Origin of the sequence: Nonomuraea harbinensis (assembly GCF_019396385.1) — a bacterium.
GTDB lineage: Bacteria > Actinomycetota > Actinomycetes > Streptosporangiales > Streptosporangiaceae > Nonomuraea > Nonomuraea ferruginea.
In genome coordinates this window covers 1-22,885 of sequence record NZ_JAHKRN010000058.1, presented here as the reverse complement: position 1 = coordinate 22,885, position 22,885 = coordinate 1, and the positions used below count along the sequence as shown (strand labels likewise).

General features: G+C 71.7%; 22 protein-coding genes and 2 pseudogenes. 14 read left to right on the top strand and 10 right to left on the bottom strand.

All coding sequences use genetic code 11. The features are described from left to right. Positions 1 to 12 precede the first annotated feature (12 nt). Positions 13 to 564, bottom strand: a complete 552-nt coding sequence (locus KME79_RS37920) for a hypothetical protein (RefSeq protein ID WP_219550344.1) — start codon at positions 562 to 564, stop codon at positions 13 to 15. Positions 565 to 1,085: 521 nt separating this feature from the next. Between KME79_RS37920 and KME79_RS37915 the strand changes: the two genes are divergently transcribed. Beyond that, positions 1,086 to 3,041, top strand: coding sequence for a hypothetical protein (locus tag KME79_RS37915; protein ID WP_219550342.1), 1,956 nt, complete (start codon positions 1,086 to 1,088; stop codon positions 3,039 to 3,041). A gap of 210 nt (positions 3,042 to 3,251) precedes the next feature. Here the strand turns inward: KME79_RS37915 and KME79_RS45800 are convergent, their stop codons facing one another. The 3 genes from KME79_RS45800 to KME79_RS45790 are packed head-to-tail and all read right to left on the bottom strand — an operon-like array spanning position 3,252 to position 3,965. Beyond that, a complete protein-coding gene (locus KME79_RS45800; RefSeq protein WP_246641110.1) occupies positions 3,252 to 3,464 on the bottom strand; it encodes a hypothetical protein in 213 nt (70 codons plus the stop codon). A gap of 57 nt (positions 3,465 to 3,521) precedes the next feature. Next, positions 3,522 to 3,683 (bottom strand): hypothetical protein, encoded by a 162-nt coding sequence (locus KME79_RS45795; protein ID WP_246641109.1) that lies wholly within the window; start codon positions 3,681 to 3,683, stop codon positions 3,522 to 3,524. Between the two features lie 39 nt (positions 3,684 to 3,722). Continuing rightward, positions 3,723 to 3,965: a hypothetical protein gene (locus tag KME79_RS45790; protein WP_246641108.1), complete on the bottom strand. Its 243-nt coding sequence runs from the start codon at positions 3,963 to 3,965 to the stop codon at positions 3,723 to 3,725. Here KME79_RS45790 and KME79_RS47580 point away from each other — a divergent pair. Further along, positions 3,847 to 4,311, top strand: a pseudogene (locus KME79_RS47580) (sensor histidine kinase); the annotation flags it as partial. The gene KME79_RS45790 and the pseudogene KME79_RS47580 overlap by 119 nt on opposite strands. Positions 4,312 to 4,483: 172 nt before the next feature. Beyond that, complete coding sequence (locus tag KME79_RS37905; RefSeq protein WP_219550340.1) at positions 4,484 to 4,936, top strand: VOC family protein; 453 nt, start codon at positions 4,484 to 4,486, stop codon at positions 4,934 to 4,936. Between the two features lie 42 nt (positions 4,937 to 4,978). Here the strand turns inward: KME79_RS37905 and KME79_RS37900 are convergent, their stop codons facing one another. Continuing rightward, positions 4,979 to 5,302: a putative quinol monooxygenase gene (locus tag KME79_RS37900; RefSeq protein WP_219550338.1), complete on the bottom strand. Its 324-nt coding sequence runs from the start codon at positions 5,300 to 5,302 to the stop codon at positions 4,979 to 4,981. A 57-nt stretch (positions 5,303 to 5,359) separates the two neighbouring features. Beyond that, entirely contained in the window at positions 5,360 to 5,968 is a 609-nt protein-coding gene (locus KME79_RS37895) for a hypothetical protein (RefSeq protein WP_219550336.1), read from the bottom strand. Positions 5,969 to 6,162: 194 nt separating this feature from the next. Between KME79_RS37895 and KME79_RS37890 the strand changes: the two genes are divergently transcribed. Then, entirely contained in the window at positions 6,163 to 6,738 is a 576-nt protein-coding gene (locus KME79_RS37890; RefSeq protein ID WP_148030226.1) for an HD domain-containing protein, read from the top strand. Positions 6,739 to 7,020: 282 nt separating this feature from the next. Next, positions 7,021 to 9,066 (top strand): elongation factor G, encoded by a 2,046-nt coding sequence (locus KME79_RS47275; protein WP_219550334.1) that lies wholly within the window; start codon positions 7,021 to 7,023, stop codon positions 9,064 to 9,066. On the opposite strand, the gene KME79_RS37880 is transcribed toward KME79_RS47275, so the two are convergent. Then, positions 9,063 to 10,211 (bottom strand): DUF418 domain-containing protein, encoded by a 1,149-nt coding sequence (locus KME79_RS37880; protein WP_219550332.1) that lies wholly within the window; start codon positions 10,209 to 10,211, stop codon positions 9,063 to 9,065. The two genes, KME79_RS47275 and KME79_RS37880, sit on opposite strands and share 4 nt — an antisense overlap. Positions 10,212 to 10,446: 235 nt before the next feature. Between KME79_RS37880 and KME79_RS37875 the strand changes: the two genes are divergently transcribed. Further along, positions 10,447 to 10,920, top strand: coding sequence for a GNAT family N-acetyltransferase (locus tag KME79_RS37875; RefSeq protein ID WP_219550330.1), 474 nt, complete (start codon positions 10,447 to 10,449; stop codon positions 10,918 to 10,920). On the opposite strand, the gene KME79_RS37870 is transcribed toward KME79_RS37875, so the two are convergent. Further along, positions 10,921 to 11,394 (bottom strand): SbtR family transcriptional regulator, encoded by a 474-nt coding sequence (locus tag KME79_RS37870; protein ID WP_246641129.1) that lies wholly within the window; start codon positions 11,392 to 11,394, stop codon positions 10,921 to 10,923. It lies immediately after the preceding gene. A 40-nt stretch (positions 11,395 to 11,434) separates the two neighbouring features. Here KME79_RS37870 and KME79_RS37865 point away from each other — a divergent pair. After that, positions 11,435 to 11,731: pseudogene (locus KME79_RS37865) on the top strand (zinc-binding dehydrogenase); the annotation flags it as partial. A gap of 65 nt (positions 11,732 to 11,796) precedes the next feature. Here KME79_RS37865 and KME79_RS37860 read toward each other — a convergent pair. Both KME79_RS37860 and KME79_RS37855 read right to left on the bottom strand, forming a co-directional pair. Further along, positions 11,797 to 12,093: a hypothetical protein gene (locus KME79_RS37860; protein ID WP_246641107.1), complete on the bottom strand. Its 297-nt coding sequence runs from the start codon at positions 12,091 to 12,093 to the stop codon at positions 11,797 to 11,799. Further along, complete coding sequence (locus KME79_RS37855; RefSeq protein WP_219550326.1) at positions 12,090 to 13,064, bottom strand: helix-turn-helix transcriptional regulator; 975 nt, start codon at positions 13,062 to 13,064, stop codon at positions 12,090 to 12,092. Before KME79_RS37855 ends, KME79_RS37860 begins: the two co-directional genes overlap by 4 nt. A 61-nt stretch (positions 13,065 to 13,125) precedes the next feature. Here KME79_RS37855 and KME79_RS37850 point away from each other — a divergent pair, with 61 nt between their 5' ends. The 7 genes from KME79_RS37850 to KME79_RS37820 all read left to right on the top strand — a co-directional run bounded on the left by KME79_RS37850 (position 13,126) and on the right by KME79_RS37820 (position 22,850). Then, on the top strand, positions 13,126 to 14,238 hold the full coding sequence (locus KME79_RS37850; RefSeq protein ID WP_219550324.1) for an epoxide hydrolase family protein: 1,113 nt from the start codon (positions 13,126 to 13,128) through the stop codon (positions 14,236 to 14,238). A 135-nt stretch (positions 14,239 to 14,373) separates the two neighbouring features. Further along, a complete protein-coding gene (locus KME79_RS37845; protein ID WP_281429618.1) occupies positions 14,374 to 15,687 on the top strand; it encodes an MFS transporter in 1,314 nt (437 codons plus the stop codon). Between the two features lie 4 nt (positions 15,688 to 15,691). Further along, a complete protein-coding gene (locus tag KME79_RS37840) occupies positions 15,692 to 17,812 on the top strand; it encodes a molybdopterin oxidoreductase family protein (RefSeq protein WP_219550322.1) in 2,121 nt (706 codons plus the stop codon). Beyond that, on the top strand, positions 17,809 to 19,203 hold the full coding sequence (locus KME79_RS37835; protein ID WP_219550320.1) for an FAD-dependent oxidoreductase: 1,395 nt from the start codon (positions 17,809 to 17,811) through the stop codon (positions 19,201 to 19,203). The genes KME79_RS37840 and KME79_RS37835 overlap by 4 nt, the downstream gene beginning before the upstream one ends. Then, entirely contained in the window at positions 19,200 to 21,629 is a 2,430-nt protein-coding gene (nirB, locus tag KME79_RS37830; RefSeq protein WP_219550318.1) for a nitrite reductase large subunit NirB, read from the top strand. The genes KME79_RS37835 and nirB overlap by 4 nt, the downstream gene beginning before the upstream one ends. Continuing rightward, positions 21,626 to 22,003, top strand: coding sequence for a nitrite reductase small subunit NirD (nirD, locus tag KME79_RS37825; protein ID WP_219550316.1), 378 nt, complete (start codon positions 21,626 to 21,628; stop codon positions 22,001 to 22,003). The genes nirB and nirD overlap by 4 nt, the downstream gene beginning before the upstream one ends. 313 nt (positions 22,004 to 22,316) lie before the next feature. Further along, positions 22,317 to 22,850, top strand: coding sequence for a Cif family virulence factor (locus KME79_RS37820; RefSeq protein ID WP_219550314.1), 534 nt, complete (start codon positions 22,317 to 22,319; stop codon positions 22,848 to 22,850). The last annotated feature ends 35 nt before the right edge of the window (positions 22,851 to 22,885 follow it).

Below are 22,885 nucleotides of genomic sequence, written 5' to 3'. Positions count from 1 at the left end.
GTGCCGGGGCGGCTAGCCGCGTGGCAGGGCGCGGAAGACCCGCTGCGCGTAGCAGGCGGAGCCGGCGAGCAGGAGCAGGCCGGAGAGGACCCCGCTGACGGTCGGGACCCAGGCGACCGCCCCCGTCCAGACCATGGCCAGGCCCGCGAGGCCGAGGACGGTGAGACCGGCGCCGGGGACGAGGATGCTGACCTCCCGCCACACCGGCCACAGGGCGACGAAGTGGATGCCGACCACGAGGGCGATCCAGGCCACGCCCGACTGCTCCGGCCAGCCGAGGGCGTCCAGCACGCGGAGGCCGCCGAACAGGGCCAGCGCTTCCAGTACGACGATAACCACGTACCTGCGGTTGAACATGCCGCCGGGCGCGCCGCCGGGTTCCGCGGCGCCGCCCCGGGTGCGGCGGCCGGCGAGGAACCACATGACGACCACGCTCGCGAGCGCGAGACCCGCGATGACGCGGAGCGCCGTACCGGCTGACGGGGGGAGGGGCGCGTTCGCGTTGATCGCCACGAAGACCATGCCGAACACGGCCCCGATCAACACTCCGCTCAGTCTCTGCACGGTCGTTGATCGTATCCAGATACATGCCCTCTTGAGACCATGCGACTGGATTGAGGAACGATGACCCGTTCTGTGCCCGTGGTGCCGCCCTCGGCGTCGCTCCTGAGGGGTCTGGCGGCGCCGGTCGGGAGATGGTTCGACTGCTCTCCAGAATCGGCGCAAATATGGACAAATGGGCGGCGTGGTAAATCGGTCTAAATGGGGATTTTTGTAGTTCGGCACGGGCTGGCCTGATTATCTTACATGGTAGTACTTTGCTGGTAGCTGGCAATATCGGCGGGTTCGGCCAGAGGGCCACGGGTATTTCCGTACAAGTCGTGCAGAGGCGAAGCGCCAAGAAAGTAATAGCAGAGCCCTAGACGTATACGGAAAGAAAAATGACCAGACCAAACACGCAAAAGACAAATCACCGGAACGGCCTGCTGTGGGTAGCCGCGGCCACGGTCGCTCTCGCGGCTCCCCTGGCTTCGACGGGACCCGCGTACGCAGGCACGGCCGACTGGCCGGGCCCCAACAGCACCATGTCCGACCAGCGCAACGACCAGTGGCACGAGGACGACTCGGCCGAGGAGGCCTGGGAATCCCGCGACCACGAGGACGCCGGGCACCGCGAGGACTCCCCGAACTACGAGGACACCCGGCACCGCGAGGAAGCCCACGAGTCGGCGCACCACCCGCATTCCTGGAACCAAGAGGACGAGCCTGGCTACGAGGAAGCGGAATACCGCGAGGACGAGCCCGGCTACGAGGAGGCCGAATACCGCGAGGACGAGCCCGGCTACGAGGAAGCGGAATACCGCGAGGACGAGCCGGCCCACCACGAATCCTGGGGCCACGAGGACGCGCCGGAGTACGAGGACGCCTGGGGCCGTGAGGACGGGCCGGAGCACGAGGAAGCCTCGTACCGTGAGGACGGGCCGGAGTACAGGGACGCCTGGGGCCGTGAGGACGGGCCGGAGTACAGGGACGCCTGGGGCCGTGAGGACGGGCCGGAGCACGAGGACGCCTGGGGCCGTGAGGACGGGCCGGAGCACGAGGACGCCTGGGGCCGTGAGGACGGGCCGGAGCACGAGATCTCCTGGAACCGTGAGGACGGGCCGGAGTACAGGGACGCCTGGAGCCGCGAGGACGGGCCGGAGCACGAGATCTCCTGGAACCGTGAGGACGAGCCGGAGTACGAGGACGCCTGGAGCCGCGAGGACGGGCCGGACCACGAGGACTCCTGGGACCGCCAGGGACCCGCGGACCGCGAGCCGATGATCGCCGAGGTCGCTGACCCGCAGGACCAGCCGGAGCCCAGCGACGCCGAGCCGGTGGGGACCCAGGCCGAGAACGAGGCCGAGAAGGCCGCCCGGCCCGAGGACCGGAGCGCCAACAACGCACAGGCCACCAACAACTACGTGTCGGTGATCCTCCCCAGCTACGGTGCGCTCTTCACCCCATGGCTGGCCACCGTGGACCAGTTGAACGCGGACAGACAGAACGCCTTCGGCCAGAACGCGTTCGGCCAGACCATGGAGGGCCTGTACGTCGAGGGTCCTGGCGCTGAGGGTCAGGACGTCGAGGCTCAGGACGCTGAGGCTCAGGACGTCGAGGGTCAGGACGTCGAGGGTCAGGACGTCGAGGGTCCCGACGCTGAGGCTCAGGATGTCGAGGGTCAGGACGCTGAGGCTCAGGACGTGGAGGGTCCCGACGCTGAGGCTCAGGATGTCGAGGGTCAGGGCGCTGAGGGTCAGGACGTCGAGGCTCAGGACGCTGAGGCTCAGGACGTCGAGGGTCAGGACGTCGAGGGTCAGGACGTCGAGGGTCCCGACGCTGAGGCTCAGGATGTCGAGGGTCAGGACGCTGAGGCTCAGGACGTGGAGGGTCCCGACGCTGAGGCTCAGGATGTCGAGGGTCAGGACGCTGAGGCTCAGGACGTGGAGGGTCAGGACGCTGAGGACCTGAACGTCGAGGGTCCCGACGCTGAGGCTCAGGATGTCGAGGGTCAGGACGCTGAGGCTCAGGATGTCGAGGGTCAGGACGCTGAGGACCTGAACGTCGAGGGTCCCGACGCTGAGGCTCAGGATGTCGAGGGTCAGGACGCTGAGGCTCAGGACGTGGAGGGTCCGGACGCTGAGGACCTGAACGTCGAGGGTCCCGACGCTGAGGCTCAGGATGTCGAGGGTCAGGACGTCGAGGGTCAGGACGCTGAGGCTCAGGACGTCGAGGGTCAGGACGTCGAGGGTCCCGACGCTGAGGCTCAGGACGTCGAGGCTCAGGACGTCGAAGGTCAGGACGTGGATGGCCAGAAGCTGGACGGCCGGAGTGCCCACCAGTTGAGCGAGGACGGCCGGCTCTCGCTGGCGTCGCTCCTCGGTTTCTCGCCGGCCCAGCAGTTCTTCCTGCCGTACAGGAACATGCAGCAGACGGCGTGCGCGGTCGCGGGCGGCAACTCCCTGCCGGCCAGTTGCCCGTCCCTCGTCCACAGCGCGTAGCGGATCATCGCTGACGGAGCACCAACCCTCCACGCCCGGGCGGGCGCCGCGTTCAGCGCGGCGTCCGCCCGCAGGCGTTCCTGGCCGCGCCAGGACGAGGCAGGCGCCCGCGACGGCAGGTGTTCGGGTTGTCCCAGATACGGGGAACCGCACCGACCGGAAACCGGACGACCGTTGCCCACCCGGCACGTGATCCGGTCCGGTCACAGGTCATACTTCCGGCATGGCGCCGCGTATCCCCTCTCCGGTCGACTGGCTCGTGGCGGGCGTCGTCGGGCTGTTCGCGGTGGCCGAAGAGATCGGCGAGCGCACGGCCGCCCCTGACCGGCAGGAGGCGGCGTGGTGGATCGCCGCCGGGGTCGCCGCGGCGGTGCTCGTGCTGTTCCGCAGGCGGGCGCCGTTCGGGGTGCTGTCCGCGTACACGATCGCGAACGTCGCCGGGTTCCTGCTGGTCGCGGACGTGGCGGCGGCGTGGCAGTACTACACGCAGCTGCTCCTGCTGTTCACGCTGCTGAGCGAGGTGTGCCCGCGTGACCGGCGGGCGGTGACGGGGCTGGCGATGACCGGCGTCTTCGTGGCGGCGATGCTGGCCGCGTCCTCGAACGCGCCCGGGTGGGGCGACGTCGCGGTGGCCGTGGTCATGACCACCGTCGCGGCGGGCGCGGGCATCGCGGTGCGGCGCTACCGGGCGCTGGCCGTGCGGGCGGCGGGGCGCGGCGAGCTGCTCGCCCGCGAGGCCGTCTCCGCCGAGCGCGCCCGCATCGCCCGCGAGCTGCACGACATCGTGGTCCACAGCGTGAGCGTGATGACCATGCGCACCGGCGGGGTCCGGCTGATGCTGGGGCAGGAGCGGGCGCCCGAGCGGGAGATCCTGGCCACCGTCGAGGCGGCCGGCCGGGAGGCGGTGGAGGAGCTGCGGCTCATGCTCAACCTGCTGCGCGGGCCCGAGAGCGACGGGACCGTGCCGATCGCGGGGCTCGACCGGCTGGACGAACTGGTGGACCAGGTACGCGCCGCCGGCCTGACGGTGAAGACGGAGATCCACGGCGAACCGGTGCCGCTGCCGCCCGCGCTGGACCTGTCGGCCTACCGGATCCTGCAGGAGGCGCTGACGAACACGCTCAAGCACGCCGGGCCGGCCGACGTGACGGTGACGGTCGGCTACCGGCCGCGCGAGCTCACGCTGGAGGTGGTGGACCGGGGGCCGTCCGGCCCGCCGCCCCGGCCGGGCGAGAGCGGCTACGGGCTGGTCGGGATGCGCGAGCGGGTGGCGATGTTCGGCTCGCCGCGGGGCCGGTCCCGGAGGGCGGGTTCCGGGTGCGGGCGGTGCTGCCGGTGTGAGCGTCCCGGGCCGGAAAAAGTTCTGGCGGCCGTGTCGATCCGGCGCGGAGGCGTTCGACGCGTCGGTGAGACGACGAACGGCACCCTGAAAGGACGCTGTCATGCAGAAGATCACCACCTACCTCTGGTTCGACCACCAGGCCGAGGAGGCCGCCACCTTCTACACCTCGCTCTTCGCCGGCTCCCGGGTGGTGGGGGTCCAGCCGGGGCCGGACGGCGGGGCGATGATGGTCACGTTCGAGCTGGCGGGGCAGCGCTACCTGGCGCTCAACGGCGGCCCGGCCCACACCTTCAACGAGGCGATCTCGCTGCTCGTCGACTGCGAGTCGCAGGAGGAGGTCGACGAGCTGTGGGGCAGGCTCACCGAGGGCGGCGAGGAAGGTCGGTGCGGGTGGCTGAAGGACCGCTACGGCCTGTCCTGGCAGATCATCCCGAGGGAGCTGCCCGAGCTGCTGAGCCACCCCGACCCCGAGGTCGCGGGGAAGGTGGCGCAGGCGATGATGGGCATGAGCAAGATCGACGTGCGGGCGCTGCGCGACGCGGCCAAGTCCTGATCCTCGGGGGGCCGGCGGGCGAGCCGCCGGCCCCGCGCCGGGTCAGTCGACCGCCATCTCGCCCAGCAGCGACCAGTCGTCCTGCGGGATCGTGGTGTTGACGATCCGCGGCGTCTCGGCCAGGTGCGGCGGCAGGTCCTGCTGGGCCTTCCTGAAATGGTCCGACTGGACGTGCGCGGCGCCCGCGTCACCGTCCTTGAACGCCTCCACCAGCACGTACTCGTTCGGGTCGTCCAGGCTGCGCGACCAGTCGAACCACAGGCAGCCGGGCTCGGCGCGGGTGGCCCGGGTGAACTCGGCGGTGATCTCGGCGAACCGGTCGGCGGACTCGGGCCGGACGCGGAACTTCGCGGTGATGAAGATCATTTGGTCTCTCTCGTTGCGGTACGGGGTCCTCACCGATGGTAGGGCGGGCGAGCCTGATCAGCCCGGCTCGCGGGTGGCGTGCTCCGGCGGGACGGTCGGCTTCGGCGTCGGGCCGGACCGCTTGGGCGACGGGGTCGACGTGGGCGTCGGCGTGCCGGTCGGCGACGGCGGCAGACTGGCGAACCTGCCCTGCCGCGCCATCACGGGCACCGCCATCCGCACCGCGCCCGCGTCGCGGAACGTGAACGTCATCGGCACGTAGTTGCCGGGGATGCCGCTGGCCATGCCGATGGGCTGGTCGGGCCGGGTGGCGGCCTCGTAGGGGCGCAGCTCGACCGGCCCCGCCAGCCGGACGGTCCCGCCGCCCTCCACGGTGACCCGCTCCAGCAGGTCGGGCCGGTCACGGTTGCTGATCAGCACCGCGTACAGGGCCTGCCGGCCCGCGGGTGACGCGGCGGGTGACGCGGCGGGTGACGCGGTGGACATCTCGCCGAGCAGGAACGCGTCGCGTACGTGCACCCCCTGCACGTCGCCGTTCGCGCCGTCGTTCTGCGGGCGGTTCAGGCGGGCGGGGTCGTTCGGGTCGACCGAGCTGGAACAGCCGGTCGCCGCCAGGACCAGTGCGGCGGCGCAGGCGAGCAGCCGCGCTGACATGACAGTGGACATGATTGGCCGCTACCCGGGCCCTCCTCGGTGAACCGCGCCCCGGCACGATCATGACGGAAACCGGGGACAACCGGGAGCCGCCGCCTACCGCGCCGCCGCCGCCGCCCCGCCGCGAGGTTTCGCGTCACGCCGGGACGGGCACGCGTCGTCTACGCTCGGCTCACGAGCCGGACCGAGGTTGAGGGGGAATCTCCGTGACTGGCGAACTCGCGGGAGTGGCGGGGCTGCTGTACGAGTTCGGGCTGCTCAAACGCTACAAACGCACCGGCTGGCTGGTGGCCGGGGTGCGCGATCCGGAGAGCATCGCCGACCACTCCTTCCGCACCGCCGTCATCGCCGGGATGATCGCCAAGCTGGAGGGCGGCAACCCGGAACGGGCCGCGTTCATGAGTCTCTTCCATGACACGCAGGAGACCCGCATCACCGACATCCCGTACATCGGCAAGCGCTACCTCAAGCCCGCCTCCAACGAGGAGGTCACGGCCGACCAGACGCGCGGCCTGCCCGGCGAGGTGGCGGAGATGGTGAGCGGCGCGGTCCGGGAGTACGAGGAGAAGGACAGCCTGGAGGCGGTGTGCGCGCGTGACGCCGACAAGCTGGAGTGCCTGATCCAGGCGGTCGAGTACCGCGAGCAGGGCAACCAGAACGTGCAGCCGTGGATCGACAGCTCGCTGGCCGCGCTCAGGACCGTCACCGGCAAGCGCCTGGCGGAAGAGGCCCTGCGCACCGGCACGCTGAAGTGGATCACGCCGGTGCTCAACGGCGACTGATCACGGCACGCGAAAGGCCCCGGTCCTTGCTCACTGACCGGGGCCCTGTCGCGCTTGATCTCCCAGGATCTCCATGACACTTCATATCACGAAATTTCTCCGTACGAGTCAGAATGCGGGATATGAGGTGAAACTCCTGAAATTAAATCGGTTGTGATCGCGCGCGCCGGTCTGCTGAGCTGAGCGGCGGAACGGCATCCCGTGAGCGAGGAGCAGAAATGCGAGCGACTTTCATGTCCACCCAGCTGAAGACTTCCTTCTACGCACAGGACATGACGCTCCGTGAAAACACTCAACCTCGGGATCCTCGCGCATGTCGACGCCGGTAAGACGAGCCTGACCGAGCGGCTGCTGCACGCCGCCGGGGTCATCGACGAGCTCGGCAGCGTCGACCAGGGCAGCACCCGCACCGACACCCTCGCGCTCGAACGCCGGCGCGGCATCACGATCAGATCCGCCGTCGTCTCCTTCCCCATCGGCGACGTGACGGTCAACCTCATCGACACGCCGGGTCACCCCGACTTCATCGCCGAGGTCGAGCGCGTGCTGGACGTGCTCGACGGCGCCGTTCTGGCGGTCTCCGCCGTCGAGGGGGTGCAGGCCCAGACGCGCGTGCTCATGCGTACGCTGCGGCGGCTCGGCATCCCCGCGCTGATCTTCGTCAACAAGATCGACCGGCGCGGCGCCGCGTACGGTGAGGTGCTGGACGCGATCAGGGCCCGGCTGGCCCCGTCGGGCGTCGCCATGTCGGCCGTCACCGGCCTCGGCACCCGCGCCGCCGCCGTCACCCCCGCCGCCGACCCGCGCCTGGCCGAGCTGCTCGCCGACCACGACGAGACCCTGCTCGCCGCGTACGTGGACGACCGGCCCATCACGGACCGGCGGCTGCGCCAGGCGCTCACCCGGCAGGCGCGCGACGGTCTGGCGCACCCGGTGTTCTTCGGCTCGGCCATCACCGGGGCGGGCGTGCCCGCGCTCATGGACGGCATCCGCGACCTGCTGCCCGCCGCCGAAGGCGACGCGTCGGGGCCGCCGTCCGGCGCCGTGTTCAAGGTCGAGCGCGGGCCCGCGGGGGAGCGGCTCGCCTACGTCCGCATGTTCTCCGGCACGCTCCGGGTCCGCGACACCGTCCCCGGCCACGGCAAGGTGACGGCGATCGGGGTGTTCGACCGCGGCACCGCCGTCCGCGCGGACGCGGTCGGCGCCGGTCGGATCGGCCTGCTGTCGGGACTCGGAGGCATCCGCGTCGGCGACTACATAGGCGACCAGCTCGCTGACCAGCACGCCGACCACGCCGCCGACCACGTCATGGATCACCACGCCGATCGTGTCGCCGATCGCGTCGGCATTCGCGTCGGACCGGCTCGCGGCCGGGTGCGCCGCCACTTCGCGCCGCCGTCGCTGGAGACCGTCGTCACGCCCGTCCGGGCCGCCGACCGGGGTGCCCTGCACGCCGCGCTCACCCAGCTCGCCGAGCAGGACCCGCTGATCGGCCTGCGGCAGGACGACGTCCGGCAGGAGACCTACGTCTCCCTGTACGGGGAGGTGCAGAAGGAGGTTATCCAGCAGACGCTGGCCGAGGAGTTCGGGCTGGACGTGACGTTCGAGGAGACCACCACGATCTGCGTCGAACGCCCGGCCGGCACCGGCGCGGCGGCCGAGTTCATCGCCCAGGGCGGCAACCCGTTCCTCGGCACGGTCGGGCTGCGCGTCGAACCCGGGCCGATCGGGTCGGGGGTGACGTTCCGGCTGGCGGTCGAGCTGGGGTCGATGCCGTACACGTTCATGCGCGCCGTCGAGGAGACGGCGCGGCAGACGCTCCAGCAGGGCCTGCACGGCTGGGAGGTGATCGACTGTGCGGTCACCCTCACCCACACCGGCTACTGGGCGCGGCAGAGCCACTCCCACGGGGTGTTCGACAAGAGCATGTCCAGCACCGCCGGCGACTTCCGCAACCTGACGCCGCTGGTGCTGATGGACGCGCTGAAGCAGGCGGGCACCCGCGTGCACGAGCCGTTGCACCGCTTCCACCTGGAGATCCCCGCCGACCTGCTGGGCGGGGTGCTGCCGGTACTGTCGCGGCTGCGCGCGGTCCCGACGGGCTCGCGGCCGCACGGCGACACGTACCGGATCGAGGGGACGGTGCCGGCGGCGCTGGTGCACGGGCTGGAGCGGGCGCTGCCGTCGCTGACCCGCGGCGAAGGCGTCCTGGAGACCGCCTTCGACCGCTACCAGCGGGTGCCAGGGCCGCCGCCCGCCCGCCGCCGCATCGGCCACGACCCGCGCAACCGGAAGGAGTACCTGCTGCACGTGGTGCGCATGGTCTAGGCGGACCCGGAGCGCGCGGGGGCCGGCGCCGACCGCCACGGCAGCTGGTACGCCCACTGCCACGCGGCCTCGATCGGCCCCCGGCTGAACCGCCGCAGCCAGAGCGTGGACAGGGCCATGAACAGCGCGCAGATGGCCAGCCACGCCACCGGCACCCACCAGGGCCGCAGCCAGTCGAGCCGGGCGGCCAGCCCGAGCCCCCAGCCGTAGCAGAGGGCCGAGGCGACCACGTTCTGGAAGACGTAGCAGCTCAGCGCGGTCCTGCCCACGTTGGACAGGCCGCGGCGCAGCGGCCCCGGCGCGGCGTCCCGGCGCACCAGCGAGGTGATCAGGGCGAGCAGGCCCAGCGCCACCAGGGGCGGCAGCAGGTACCGGTCCACCAGGAACCAGCCGGGGCCGGCGAACGTGGTGACCAGGTTGAGCGGCAGCGCTGCGCCCAGGCCGATCGCCATGAGCCTGCGCCGCAGCGCCGCGCCGCGCTCGGTGCCGTCGAACACGCCCGCCCGCAGCAGCCGGGCCCCCAGCAGGAACAGCACGACGCCCAGCGGCACGATGAACACCGCCTCCGCCCGGTACACCCCGGCCAGCTCGATCCGGGACGCCACCTGGTCCAGGTAGGACCCCTCGGTGAACAGCGACCCCGGCGAGGATCCGGCCAGTGCGGCACCGCTGTTGAGGAGCGCGGCCGTGGCCAGCCCCACGAACAGCACGAACAGCGACCCGACGGCCGTCATCCAGGCGGTCACCACCCGGTCGCTCCGCCCGATCAGGTACGCGACCACGATCGCGGTCACCCCGTACCCCATGAGCACGTCGTACTCGAAGACCAGCACGTAGTGCAGCAGCCCCTCGGCGAACAGCAGCGCCGCCCGCCACAGGTAGCGCCCCGGCCAGCGCAGCCCGCGCCGCCGGGCCGAGCGGTACTGCAGCTCCAGCCCGACGCCGAACAGCAGGGTCAGCAACGCCAGGAACTTGCCGTTGGCGAGGAAGCGCAGGAACGACTCCACCGCCCCCGCCTGCCCCAGCGCCCCCGCCAGATCGGCGGGCCCGCCCGGGCTGGTGAAGATCCAGATGTTCGTGCCCAGCGTGCCCGCGATCGCCGCGCCCCTGAGCACGTCCAGTGCTTCGATCCTGTTGCCTGTCACCTTTCCACGATGCCGTCGCCCAGCGGGGAGAAGGTCCTCACATGGGCTGATCTCGGATACATCGATGGATGTATCCGGGGCAGCCGTCAGGCATGAGACTCGGGAACTGGGACATCCGGCCGGCCGGCGGCGGGCTGGGCTGCCTGATCATGATCATCGTGTCGGTCGTGCTGTCGGTGCTGCTGACGCTGATCCTGAATCTGCTGCTCTAGTGGATATGTCCTAATCTGTGTGCGTGATTCGCTCTGCCACCCCTGCCGACGTGCCCGCCATCCACCAGCTGATCCGTGAGCTGGCCGCATACGAGAAGTCGCTCGACGAGGTCGAGGCCACCGAGGAGCAGCTGCGCCAGGCGCTGTTCGGCCCCGAGCCCAAGGTGTTCGCCCACATGGCCGAGAACGACGACGGCGAGGTGGTCGGCTTCGCCATGTGGTTCCTCAGCTTCTCCACCTGGACCGGCACCCACGGCCTCTACCTGGAGGACATCTTCGTGCGCCCCCGGCATCGGGGCGGCGGCCACGGCAAGGCGCTCATGACCGAGCTGGCCCGGATCTGCCTCGAGCGCGGGTACGGGCGCTTCGAATGGTCCGTGCTCGACTGGAACGAACCAACGATCAACTTCTACAAGTCCATCGGCGCCATCCCCTGCGACGAGTGGATCCGCTACCGGCTCAGTGGCGACGCCCTGGAGCAGTTCGGCAAGTCGTAGCTACCGGCCCGTGGACGGCAAGGCGTACAGGCTGTCGAGGCCGAGCGGGGGCGGGGGCGGCAGCGGTCCGGCGCGGTCGGACTGGAAGGCCTGGAGCTGGTAGGCGACGAAGCGGCGGGAGGCGGCCGCCGCGGCCCCGGACGACTCGGTGACGATGCCGTTGTTGGCCAGGAGCAGCAGCACGAGGTCGGCCAGGTCGAAGTCGGGACGCAGCCGTCCGGCGGCCTTGGCGCGACGGGTGAGTTCGGCGAAGCCCCGCTCGGCGCGGGCGCGTTTGTCCTCGTAGTCCAGGGCCTCGGGGAACGCGGTCAGGAAGGCGGCGGTGAACCCCCGGTCGGCGGCCTGCATGGCGCAGAGCGTCTCGATGACCGTGCGGAAGGCGCGCCACGGGTCGGGGTCCTCCAGGGCGTCGTCGACGGTCGAGGCGCAGGCGGAACCCGGCGACCTCGGCCGGTTCGACGTGATCCTCGACACCGCAGGCACCGCCCTGAGCGCCTAACGCCGGCTCCTCACACCCGGCGGACGCATGGTGACGATCAGCTTCGACCTCGGCCGCCTCGTCCCGTCCCTGGCCTCCATCCTGGTCTCCACCGTGTACGGCTCGCGACGCGTACGGTTCTTCAGCGGGAACCCCACCCACGAGCTCTTCGCCGACCTGACGCGGCTCGTGGAGAGCGGGGCGATCCGGCCGGTGGTGGACGCCGTCCATCCGTTGGCGGACATCGCCGGGGCGCACCGCGCGCTGGAATCCGGCGGAGTCCGCGGGAAAATCGTCGTCCGGACCGTGGGCGCGGCCGGCTCCCGGACCTGAACCACGAGCCGGGGCGGGACGCGAGAAGGCCCGCAGACCTGGCGGGCTGCGGGCCTTCTCGGAAGTCACATGCCGGTGCCCGCGTGCACCCGTTCCGGCTGGCGGCCGGTCTGGCCGTACATCTCCTCCGGCCCCTCACCCAGCTCGCGGTGCGTCTCCTCGATGCGGAGCGCCACGCCCATGGCGAAGAACGTGGGCGCCCACTCGCCGATGAAGATCCCCCAGCGGTCGGCGCGATCCAGCTCCGCGCCTTCGTAGTTCTTCGACATCACCCAGCTGGCCAGGGCCAGGCCGACGGAGCCGATTCCTGCCAGATACATGTGATTTGACTTGATGCCCATCTTGTGGAGCATTTTGATCATGATGTCCCCCCTTGCTGTGAATGCTGTTCCCCTGTCCCGAGCGCCGTAACCTCGGCCCGCGCCGAGAGGGTGCGCAGGGCTTCCAGCAGCTCAGGGGGGTTGTCGACGGTGAAATCGGCGTCGAGCGCGAGGATGTGCAGCGCCAGCCGCATCGGGGTCTCGCCGCCCGCGTGCACCACGCACGTACGGTCTCCGGCGCTCTCGACGAGCACCGATTCCGGCAGGAGCGGGGCGATGGCGGAGGCCGGGGCGTGCACCGTGACCCGCGCCCGGTGCCGCATCAGCGCCGTGTCGACCCCCTTCGGCACCATCGACGCGGGCGGCGCCTCCCGGGGGGTGAAGCGCGGGCCGCCGGGCGTCCGCAGCGCGAGCCGGTCGACCCTGAAGGTGCGCCAGTCGTCCCGCTCCACGTCCCAGCCGATCAGGTACCACCGCCGCCCGGTGTGCACCAGCCGGTACGGTTCCACGTCCCGCATTCGTACGGACCCGTCGTGCGTCCGGTAGTCGAACCGCAGCCGGTGCCGGTCGCGGCAGGCGGTGGCGACGGCGGTCAGCGTCTCGGCGGGGACGGCCGGCCCGCCCGGCGCCAGGGACACGGTGGCCGCGTGCAGCGCCCGGACCCGGCGGCGCAGCCGGTCGGGCAGCACCTGCTCCAGCTTGGCCAGGGCGCGCAGGGACGTCTCCTCGATGCCCTCCACCGCACCGGCGGTGCGCAGCCCCACCGCGACCGCCACCGCCTCCTCGTCGTCCAGCAGCAGCGGCGGCAGCTCGGCCCCGGCGCCCAGCCGGTAACCCCCGGCCACCCCGGGCGTGGCGTGGACCGGATAGCCGAGGCCGCGCAGCTTGCCGATGTCGTAGCGGACGGTCCGGGGGCTGACCTGGAGGCGTTCGGCCAGCTCGGCGCCGGTCCAGGCGGGCCGGGTCTGCAGGAGCGACAGCAGGCGCAGCAGCCGCGCGGAGGTTTCCAGCATTTGCCGATTTTCCCGGAAAAAGCGGCAAAAAGCTTGCCACAATCCCTGGGACGGTACATCTATGACCATCAGGGAGTTCCACCTCGACATCCCCCAGGCCGACCTCGACGACCTGCGCGAGCGGCTGAGCCGGACCCGTTACCCCGTACAGACCCCGGGCGCAGGCAGCGAGCGCGGCGTCACCGTGGCGGAGCTGCGCGAGCTGGCCGGCTACTGGGCCACCGGCTACGACTGGCGGGCGCACGAGGCCGAGCTCAACGCCCACCCGCAGTACGTCACCGAGATCGACGGCCAGGACATCCACTTCCTGCACGTGCGCTCGCCCGAGCCGGACGCCACCCCGCTGATCCTCACCCACGGCTGGCCGGGCTCGGTCGTCGAGTTCCTCGACGTGATCGGGCCGCTGACCGACCCGGAGGCGCACGGCGGCGACCCGGCCGACGCCTTCCACCTGGTCATCCCGTCCGTCCCGGGCTTCGGACTCTCCGCCCCGCTGCGCGGCACCGGCTGGACGCTCGGCCGGATCGCCCGCGCCTGGGCCACGCTGATGGCCAGGCTCGGGTACGAGCGGTACGGGGCGCAGGGCGGCGACTGGGGATCCGGGATCTCCCGCGAGCTGGGGCTGACCGACTCCGAGCACGTGATCGGCGTGCACGTGAACTACCTCATGACGTTCCCGTCGGGCGACCTGGGCGAGGTGAGCGAGTCCGACAAGGCGCGGCTCGCCAAGCTGGAGGAGTTCACCGGGGACATGGGCGGCTACATGGCGATCCAGTCGAGCCGGCCGCACACGCTCGGGTTCGGCCTGGCCGACTCGCCGGCGGGGCAGCTCGCCTGGATCGCGGAGAAGTTCCGCGAGTGGACCGACCGGCCGGTGGACCGCGACCGGCTGCTCACCAACGTCAGCCTCTACTGGCTGACGAACACGGCCGACTCGGCGGCGCAGATCTACTGGGAGTTCTCCCACGCCTGGTCCATGCCGCAGTCGTCGCCCACCCCGCTCGGCGTCGCGGTGTTCCCGCACGACATCGTGCTGCCGATCAGGAGGCTGGCCGAGCGGACGGACAAGGTGGTCCACTGGACCGAGTTCGAGACCGGCGGCCACTTCGCCGCGATGGAGGAGCCGGAGCTGCTGGTCCGCGACATCCGGGCCTTCTTCAGGAGCGTTCGTTAACGGCGTGTTTCCGGCGTGACGCTTGTGTATCGCCTGTTGCCCGGGTGAGTCACCCGTAACGAACGCACAGCGCCGATCCGCCTCTGTGCGTAACCCCGGGTTCCTACGTTCGAGTCAGCTCAGAACGTAGGAGGAATGATGGCGCGCTGGATCGCCGAGTGGCATCCCGACGACGCGGCCTTCTGGCGGACCACCGGCCGGAAGGTCGCCCGGCGCAACCTGGTCTTCTCGATCCTGGCCGAGCATCTCGGTTTCACCGTCTGGACGCTGTGGAGCATCGTGGCCGCCCGGATGGGGGCCTACGAGTTCACCACCGACCAGCTGTTCTGGCTGGTCGCGCTGCCGAACCTGATCGGCTCCGTGCTGCGGGTGCCGTACACGTTCGGGCCGGCCAGGTTCGGCGGACGCAACTTCACCGTCGTCAGCGCGCTGCTGCTGGTCGTGCCCGCCGTGCTGCTCGGGGTCGCGGTGAGCAGCCCGGACACCCCGTACTGGATGTTCCTGCTGATCGCGGCCACGGCCGGGGTGGGCGGCGGCAACTTCGCCTCCAGCATGGCCAACATCACCTACTTCTACCCGCGGAGCAAGCAGGGCGTCGCGCTCGGCCTGAACGCCGCCGGCGGCAACATCGGCGTCAGCTCGGTGCAGCTCGTCATGCCGCTGGTGATCGGCGCGTTCGGGCTGGCCGCCGCCGGGTGGTTCTGGCTGCCGTTCGTCGTGGTCGCCGCCGTCTGCGCCTGGTTCTTCATGGACAACCTCACCAGCGCCAAGGCCAGCCCGCGCGAGCAGCTCGCGGTGGCCGGCAAGGCACAGACGTGGGTGATGTCGTTCCTGTACGTGGGCACGTTCGGCTCGTTCATCGGCTACTCGACCGCCTTCCCGCTGCTCAGCACGAGCCTGTTCCCGGACGCGCCGTGGGCCGCGGTGGCGTTCGCCGGGCCGCTGATCGGGTCGCTGATCCGGCCGGTGGGCGGGTGGCTGGCCGACCGGCTCGGCGGGGCCCCGGTCACGTTGTGGAACTTCGCGGCTATGGGCGGCGGCGTCCTGCTCGTCTGGGCGGCGTCGGGATCGGGCAGTTTCTGGCTGTTCTTCCTCGCCTTCCAGACGCTGTTCCTGACCGCCGGCATCGGCAACGGCTCCACCTACCGGATGATCCCCGCGATCTTCCAGGCCAAGGCGGTGGCGGAGAAGGGCGACGACGAGGCGGCGCTGCTGCACGGCAAGCGGCAGGCGTCCGCGGCCATCGGCATCATCTCCGCCGTCGGGGCGCTCGGCGGCTTCCTCATCAACCGGGCGTTCGGCATGTCGTTCGCCGCCACCGGCAGCCCGGCGGGCGCGTTCCTCGCCTTCGGCCTCTTCTACGCGAGCTGCGCCGCCCTGACCTGGTGGTGCTACCTGCGCACCGTCGGCGTCTCTCGGGTGGCCAGCCTCGCCCACGCGAGGGTCTGACCGGATGGCCGAGCCGGTGAAGACCCACTGCCCGTACTGCGCGCTGCAGTGCGGGATGGCGATCAGCGCCACCGCGTCCGGGATCACGATCACGCCGCGGACCGACGTCCCTGCCAACGCGGCCGGAGCCCTGTGCCAGAAGGGCTGGACCGCCGCCGACCTGCTCACCAACGGCGCCCGCCTGACCAGCCCGCTCCTGCACGGGCGGCCGGTGGACTGGGACGTGGCGCTCGGCCACGTCGCCGACCGGCTGTCCGCCATCAGGCTCGAACACGGCCCCGACGGCGTGGCCGTGTTCGGCGGGGGCGGGCTCACCAACGAGAAGGCGTACCTGCTGGGCAAGCTCGCCAGGGTCGCACTCGGCACCAGCCAGATCGACTACAACGGCCGCTTCTGCATGTCGTCGGCCGCCGCCGCCTCGATCAGGGCGTTCGGCATGGACCGCGGCATGCCCTTCCCCGTCACCGACCTGGCCGGGGCCGACGTGGTGCTGCTGGCGGGCGCCAACCCGGCCGAGACCATGCCGCCGTTCGTCCGCCACCTGGACGGGCCGCGGCTCATCGTCGTCGACCCGCGCCGCACCGCCACGGCCAGGCTCGCCTGGCTGCACCTGCGGCCCGCGCCCGGCACCGACCTGGCGCTCGCGCTCGGCCTGCTGCACCTGGCCGTCGCCGAGGACCTGGTCGACGCCGCGTACGTCGAGGAGCGCACGAGCGGGTTCGACGCCGTACGGACCTCGCTCGCCGCCTGGTGGCCGGAGCGCGTCGAGCGGATCACCGGCGTGCCCGTGCCGCGGATGCGCGAGGCCGTGCGCGCGCTCGCGTACGCGAAGAACGCGTACGTGCTCACCGGGCGCGGCGCCGAGCAGCACGCCCAGGGCACCGACACCGTCACCGCGTTCGTCAACCTGGCGCTCGCGCTCGGCCTGCCCGGACGGCTCGGCTCCGGGTACGGGTGCCTCACCGGGCAGGGCAACGGCCAGGGCGGCAGGGAGCACGGGCAGAAGGCCGACCAGCTCCCCGGCTACCGCAGGATCGACGACCCGGCGGCCCGCGAGCACGTCGCCGGCGTGTGGGGCGTCGACCCCGGCGACCTGCCGGGTCCTGGGCGGTCGGCGTTCGAGCTGCTGGAGGCGCTCGGCACGCCGGCGGGGCCGAAGGCGATGCTGCTGTTCGGCTCCAACCCGGTCGTGTCCGCGCCCGACTCCGCCCGGGTCGCCGAGCGGATCAGGTCGCTGGACCTGCTCGTCGTCTGCGACGTGGTCATGTCGGAGACGGCGGCGCTGGCCGACGTGGTGTTCCCCGTCACCCAGTGGGCCGAGGAGACGGGCACCATGACCAACCTGGAGGGCCGCGTGCTGCTGCGCCGGCAGGCGGTCCGGCCGCCGCCCGGCGTGCGGAGCGACCTGGAGGTCATCGCCGGGCTGGCCCGCAGGCTCGGCCACGACTTCGCCGACGAGCCGGGCAAGGTGTTCGAGGAACTGCGCCGCGCCAGCGCGGGCGGCCCCGCCGACTACTCGGGCATCACGTACGACCGCATCACGGGAGAAACGGAAGACCCCGGGGAAACCCATGGTGGGGGAGACGTCCCGTACGGAGGAGAGGTCCGGGACCGCGCGGATGATCGGGGCGGGGCGGAAGTCGGGGTTTTCTGGCCGTGTCCCGCGCCGGGGCACCCGGGGACGCCGCGGCCGTTTCTGGAAGCCTTCGCCACCCCCGGCGGGCGGGCCAGGTTCGTGCCGGTCGAGCACCGGGGCCCGGCCGAGGAGATCGACGACGACTACCCCGTCTACCTCACGACGGGCCGCGTGCTCGCGCACTACCAGAGCGGCGCGCAGACCCGCAGGATCGCCGCCCTCGCCGCCGCCGTGCCCGAACCGTACGTGGAGCTCCACCCCGATCTGGCCGGGCGGCTGGACATCGGGGCGGGGGACCTGGTGCGGGTCACCAGCAGGCGCGGCCAGGGACAGGGCGTGGCCAGGATCAGCGACGCGATCAGGAGCGACACCGTGTTCATGCCGTTTCACTGGGAGGGGGCGAACCGGCTGACCAATCCGGCGCTCGACCCCACGTCCCGGATGCCGGAGTTCAAGGTCTGCGCCGTACGGGTGGAGCGGGTCACATGAGGCTCGTCGTCGTCGGCAACGGGATGGCGGGCGCGCGCCTGGTCAGCGAGGTACGGGCGCGCGACCCGCGGATGCAGGTCACCGTGTTCGGGGCCGAGCAGGGCAGCCCCTACAACCGGGTGCTGCTGTCGAACGTGCTCGCCGGGCAGGCCAGGCCCGAGCAGCTCGGCCTGCACGACCTGTCCTGGTACGACACGCACCGGGTGGAGGCGGTGCTCGGGAGCGCCGTGGCCTGGATCGACCGCGAGTCGCGCGCCGTGCACACCGCCGACGGCCGGCGCGCGCCGTACGACCTGCTCGTGCTGGCCACCGGCAGCGAGGCGATCGTGCCGCCCATCCCCGGCGTGGGGCGCGCCATCCCGTTCCGGACGCTCGACGACTGCGACCGCATCGTCAAGGCCGCCGCCGACAGCCGCCGCGCGGTGGTGATCGGCGGCGGGCTGCTCGGCGTCGAGGCCGCCCGCGGGCTGGCCGGGCGCGGGCTGCCCGTGACGCTGCTGCACCTGGCCGGCCACCTGATGGAACGGCAGCTCGACCCCGAGGCGGGCCTGGTGCTGGGCGAGACGCTGGCCGGGCTCGGCGTCGCGATCAGGACCGGCGCCAGCGCCGTCGCCGTCGAGGACGGCGGCGTCCGGCTGGCCGGCGGCGAGCTGGTCGAGGGCGACCTGGTGGTGCTCGCGTGCGGCGTCCGCCCGCTCACCGCGCTGGCCGCCGAGGCCGGGCTGGAAGTGCGGCGCGGCATCGTGGTCGACGACGAGCTGCGCACCGACGACCCGTCCATCCTGGCCATCGGCGAGTGCGCCGAGCACGACGGCACCGTGTACGGGCTGGTCGCGCCCGCCTGGGAACAGGCCGCCGTGGCCGCCGACGTGATCACCGGCGGAGCGTCGCGCTACCGCGGCTCCCGGCTGGTCACCCGGCTCAAGGCGAGCAGCGTCGAGCTGGCCGCGATGGGCGAGACGCACCTCACCGACGAGCAGGCCGAGGTGGTGCGCTTCAGCCACCGGGCCCGGGGCACCTACCGCAAGCTCGTCATCCGCGACGACCGGCTCGTCGGCGCGATCCTGCTGGGCGACACCGACGCCGTCGGCACCCTCACCCAGCTCTACGACCGCGGCGGGCCGCTGCCGGGGGACCGGGCCGGGCTGCTGTTCCCCGGGCCGGCGCCGGCGGCGAGGGCCGACAGCCCGACGCTGATGCCCGACGCGGCCAAGGTGTGCCACTGCAACGACGTGACCAAGGGACAGATCAGGGCGTGCTGGGAGGCGGGCGCCAGGGACGTGGCCGGCGTGGCCGCCGCCACCAGGGCCACGACCGGCTGCGGCACCTGCCGTGACGCCGTGGCGGGCATCGTCGGCTGGCTGTGCGAACAGGAAGGGGTTCCCGCATGAGGAAGATCGTCGTGGCCGGGTACGGGCCGGCCGCCCACCGGCTCGTGGAGGCCCTGCTGGAGCGGGACTTCGACGGGACGATCACGGTCATCGGCGAGGAGCCCAGGCCCGCCTACGACCGGGTGGCGCTCACCTCGTACCTGGACGGCGTCTCGGCCGAGGAGCTGTCCTACCCGGTGCCGCCCGGCGTGGTGACCAGGCTTAACAGCCGCGTCACCGGCATCGACCGGCGGGCCCGCCGGGTGACCGTCGAGGGCGGCGAGCCGGAGCCGTACGACGTGCTGGTGCTCGCCACCGGGTCCAGGCCGTTCGTGCCGCCGGTGCCGGGGGCCGGGCACGCGCACGTCTACCGGACGATCGACGACCTGGACGCGATCAGGGCGGCGGCCGAGGGGGCCACCGACGGCGTCGTGGTCGGCGGCGGGCTGCTCGGTCTGGAGGCCGCCGACGCGCTGCGCGGGCTCGGGCTGCGCACCCACATCGTGGAGATGAGCCCGTGGCTGATGCCCCGCCAGGTGGACGAGGGCGGCGGCGCGGTGCTCAAGGGCCACATCGAGGCGCTCGGGCTGAGCGTGCACGCGGGCTCCGGCGTACAGGAGATCGTCACCGACGGCCGGGGGAAGGTCACCGGCCTCCGCACGCCGGACGGCACCCTCGTCGAGGCCCAGATCGTGGTCTTCTCCGCCGGGGTCAGGCCGCGCGACGAGCTGGCCAGGGAGTGCGGCCTGGCGGTGGGGGAGCGCGGCGGCGTCGTCGTCGACTCCGCCATGCGCACCTCCGACCCGCACATCTACGCCGTCGGCGAGTGCGCCCTGCACGACGGCATGGTGTACGGGCTCGCCGGGCCGTGCTTCACCATGGCCGAGGTCGCCGCCGAGCGGATCACGGGCGGCGGGGCGGCGTTCGGCGGCGCCGACCTGTCCACCAAGCTCAAGCTGCTCGGCGTCGAGGTGGCCCAGTTCGGGGCCATGGAAGGGGCGCTCGACGTCACCTACATGGACCCGGTGGGCGGCGTCTACAAGAAGCTGTTCATCAGCGACGACGCCACCACCCTGCTCGGCGGCATCTGCGTCGGCGACGCGTCCCCGTACGGCACGCTGCGCTCCTACGTCGGCAAGCCGCTGCCCGCACCCCCTGCCGACCTGCTGTTCGCCGGCGGCGGGGTCCAGCTCGACCTGCCCGACGACGCGCAGGTGTGCTCCTGCAACAACGTCAGCGCAGGCGCCGTCCGCGCCGCCATCCACGACCAGGGCTGCGCCGACGTGCCCGGCGTCAAGGCGTGCACCCGCGCCGGCACCACCTGCGGGAGCTGCGTGCCGATGCTCAAGCAGTTGCTGGAGAAGGCCGGCGTGGACACCGGCAAGGGGCTGTGCGAGCACTTCGCCCACTCCAGGGCGGAACTGTTCGACATCGTACGGGTGCGCGGCATCCGCACGTTCTCCCAGCTCATCGCCGAGCACGGGGAGGGCCGCGGCTGCGACGTGTGCAAGCCCGCCGTGGCCTCCATCCTCGCCTCGCTGCACAACGGGCACGTGCTGGAGGGCGAGAACGCCGCCCTGCAGGACACCAACGACCACTTCCTCGCCAACATCCAGAAGAACGGGACGTACTCGGTCGTGCCGCGCATCCCCGGCGGCGAGATCACCCCCGGCAAGCTCATCGTCATCGGCGAGGTGGCCCGCGACTTCGGCCTCTACACGAAGATCACCGGCGGGCAGCGGATCGACCTGTTCGGCGCCCGCGTCGACCAGCTCCCGGAGATCTGGCGCAGGCTCGTCGACGCCGGGTTCGAGTCCGGCCACGCCTACGGCAAGGCGCTGCGCACGGTGAAGTCGTGCGTCGGCTCGGCCTGGTGCCGGTACGGGGTGCAGGACTCGGTCGGCATGGCCATCGCGCTGGAACTGCGCTACCGGGGGCTGCGCTCGCCGCACAAGCTCAAGTCGGCCGTCTCCGGCTGCGCCCGCGAGTGCGCCGAGGCCAGGTCCAAGGACTTCGGCGTCATCGCCACCGAGCAGGGCTGGAACCTGTACGTGGGCGGCAACGGCGGCTTCAAGCCCCGCCACGCCGACCTGCTCGCCGCCGACCTGACCGGCGAGGAGCTGATCAGGACCATCGACCGGTTCCTGATGTTCTACATCCGCACCGCCGACCGGCTGCAGCGCACCTCCGCGTGGCTGGAGTCGCTCGACGGCGGGCTCGGGTACCTCCGCTCGGTCATCATGGACGACTCGCTCGGCATCTGCGCCGACCTCGACGCGCACATGGAGCGGCACGTCGCCACCTACGCCGACGAGTGGCGGGCCACGCTGGAGGACCCGGACAAGCTCGGCCGGTTCGTCAGCTTCGTCAACGCACCAGGGGTCCCCGACCCGTCCATCGTCTTCGCGACAGAGCGAGACCAGATCAAACCGGTGGTGATGTCATGAACTGGATCGGCATCTGCGGCTACGACCTCCTGCTGCCCGAGCGCGGCGTGTGCGCGCTGGTGGACGGCGAGCAGGTGGCGCTCTTCCGCACCTACGACGGCACGGTGCACGCGCTGGGCAACCGCGACCCGTTCAGCGGGGCGTACGTGCTCTCACGCGGGATCGTCGGCACCAGGAAGGGCGAGGCGACCGTCGCCTCGCCGCTGCACAAGCAGGTGTTCTCGCTGGTCACGGGGCGCTGCCTGGACGAGCCCGCGGTCGCGATCCCCGTCTACCGGGCGCGCGTCCGCGACGGCGCGGTTCAGGTGTCCGTCAGTGTTCCGCCGTCCGGCGCCCGCGCTCAGGATCGCGGGCTCGTGTCGGTGGGCGGGTAGACGTGGGCGCCCGGGTGAGTCGCCGGGAGCACGCAGCGTCGGCCGGCGTCGACCGCGGCACAGCGCTCGGCCTCCTCACGCAGGGGCAGGGGCTCGGGCTCCGTGCTTAGGTTCGCCTTAATTTGCGGCACTGAAGGGACGCTATAGGCGACGCCTTGCCAAATTGGTATCGAGGTGGCAACGATCGCACCTCTGAACGATCTCGACAAATCGGGTGAACCATTCGTGTGAGTAATCCGCAGCCGGTAAAGGACTCGTCCGGACTGGATCAAGCGCGCATTCCCGGACGACCGGGGCGGGCATCACTGCGGCCATGAGCATGAAATTCCTGCGCAGGGGCGTCCTGCTGGCCATGGTCGTTCCTGCCCTCCTCACCGCCGGCTGCGCCGCGGGCGGCACCGGACAAGCGATGAAGGGCGCGGCGAGCCCCGCCTCGCCTACGGGCACCGAGCCCGGCATGACCGAAAGCCCGATGCCCGGCGAAACGGGCACGGCGACACCGACCGAGACCGGCAAGGGCTCGCCCCGGTCGGTGGTGGAGAAGTTCTACCAGGCGCTCGCCTCGGGCAACGGCGAGCAGGCCGCCAAGATGTTCACCTCGGACGGCGTGGCGGCGGTGCAGGGACACGAGACGGCGGAGGGCACGCAGGCGCTGACCGAGCTCTTCAAGAGCCAGCAGGGCGCCGGCGGCACGCCGAGCATCGAGGAGTCGGAGACCATGGGCAAGAGCGCCTTCGTCTTCGCGAGTTCCGGACAGGGCGCCGAGGCGACCCGCGGGTTCTTCCTGCTGATGAAGGACAACGACTCCTGGAAGATCGACCGCTACATGAGCAACAGCGCGTCCTGAACGAGGCGACGGCGCCCGGCACGCCGGGCGCCGTC

What these genes read in the sequence shown, in the direction of transcription:
- KME79_RS37915 (WP_219550342.1), top strand. Translation starts at nt 1,086, where the DNA reads ATGTCCGACCAGCGCAACGACCAGTGGCACGAGGACGACTCGGCCGAG.
- KME79_RS45795 (WP_246641109.1), bottom strand. Translation starts at nt 3,683, where the DNA reads ATGACCACGGCCACCGCGACGTCGCCCCACCCGGGCGCGTTCGAGGAC.
- KME79_RS45790 (WP_246641108.1), bottom strand. Translation starts at nt 3,965, where the DNA reads ATGAGCCGCAGCTCCTCCACCGCCTCCCGGCCGGCCGCCTCGACGGTG.
- KME79_RS37905 (WP_219550340.1), top strand. Translation starts at nt 4,484, where the DNA reads ATGCAGAAGATCACCACCTACCTCTGGTTCGACCACCAGGCCGAGGAG.
- KME79_RS37900 (WP_219550338.1), bottom strand. Translation starts at nt 5,302, where the DNA reads ATGATCTTCATCACCGCGAAGTTCCGCGTCCGGCCCGAGTCCGCCGAC.
- KME79_RS37895 (WP_219550336.1), bottom strand. Translation starts at nt 5,968, where the DNA reads ATGTCCACTGTCATGTCAGCGCGGCTGCTCGCCTGCGCCGCCGCACTG.
- KME79_RS37860 (WP_246641107.1), bottom strand. Translation starts at nt 12,093, where the DNA reads ATGATCAAAATGCTCCACAAGATGGGCATCAAGTCAAATCACATGTAT.
- KME79_RS37855 (WP_219550326.1), bottom strand. Translation starts at nt 13,064, where the DNA reads ATGCTGGAAACCTCCGCGCGGCTGCTGCGCCTGCTGTCGCTCCTGCAG.
- KME79_RS37850 (WP_219550324.1), top strand. Translation starts at nt 13,126, where the DNA reads ATGACCATCAGGGAGTTCCACCTCGACATCCCCCAGGCCGACCTCGAC.
- KME79_RS37845 (WP_281429618.1), top strand. Translation starts at nt 14,374, where the DNA reads ATGATGGCGCGCTGGATCGCCGAGTGGCATCCCGACGACGCGGCCTTC.
- KME79_RS37840 (WP_219550322.1), top strand. Translation starts at nt 15,692, where the DNA reads ATGGCCGAGCCGGTGAAGACCCACTGCCCGTACTGCGCGCTGCAGTGC.
- KME79_RS37835 (WP_219550320.1), top strand. Translation starts at nt 17,809, where the DNA reads ATGAGGCTCGTCGTCGTCGGCAACGGGATGGCGGGCGCGCGCCTGGTC.
- nirB (WP_219550318.1), top strand. Translation starts at nt 19,200, where the DNA reads ATGAGGAAGATCGTCGTGGCCGGGTACGGGCCGGCCGCCCACCGGCTC.
- nirD (WP_219550316.1), top strand. Translation starts at nt 21,626, where the DNA reads ATGAACTGGATCGGCATCTGCGGCTACGACCTCCTGCTGCCCGAGCGC.
- KME79_RS37820 (WP_219550314.1), top strand. Translation starts at nt 22,317, where the DNA reads ATGAGCATGAAATTCCTGCGCAGGGGCGTCCTGCTGGCCATGGTCGTT.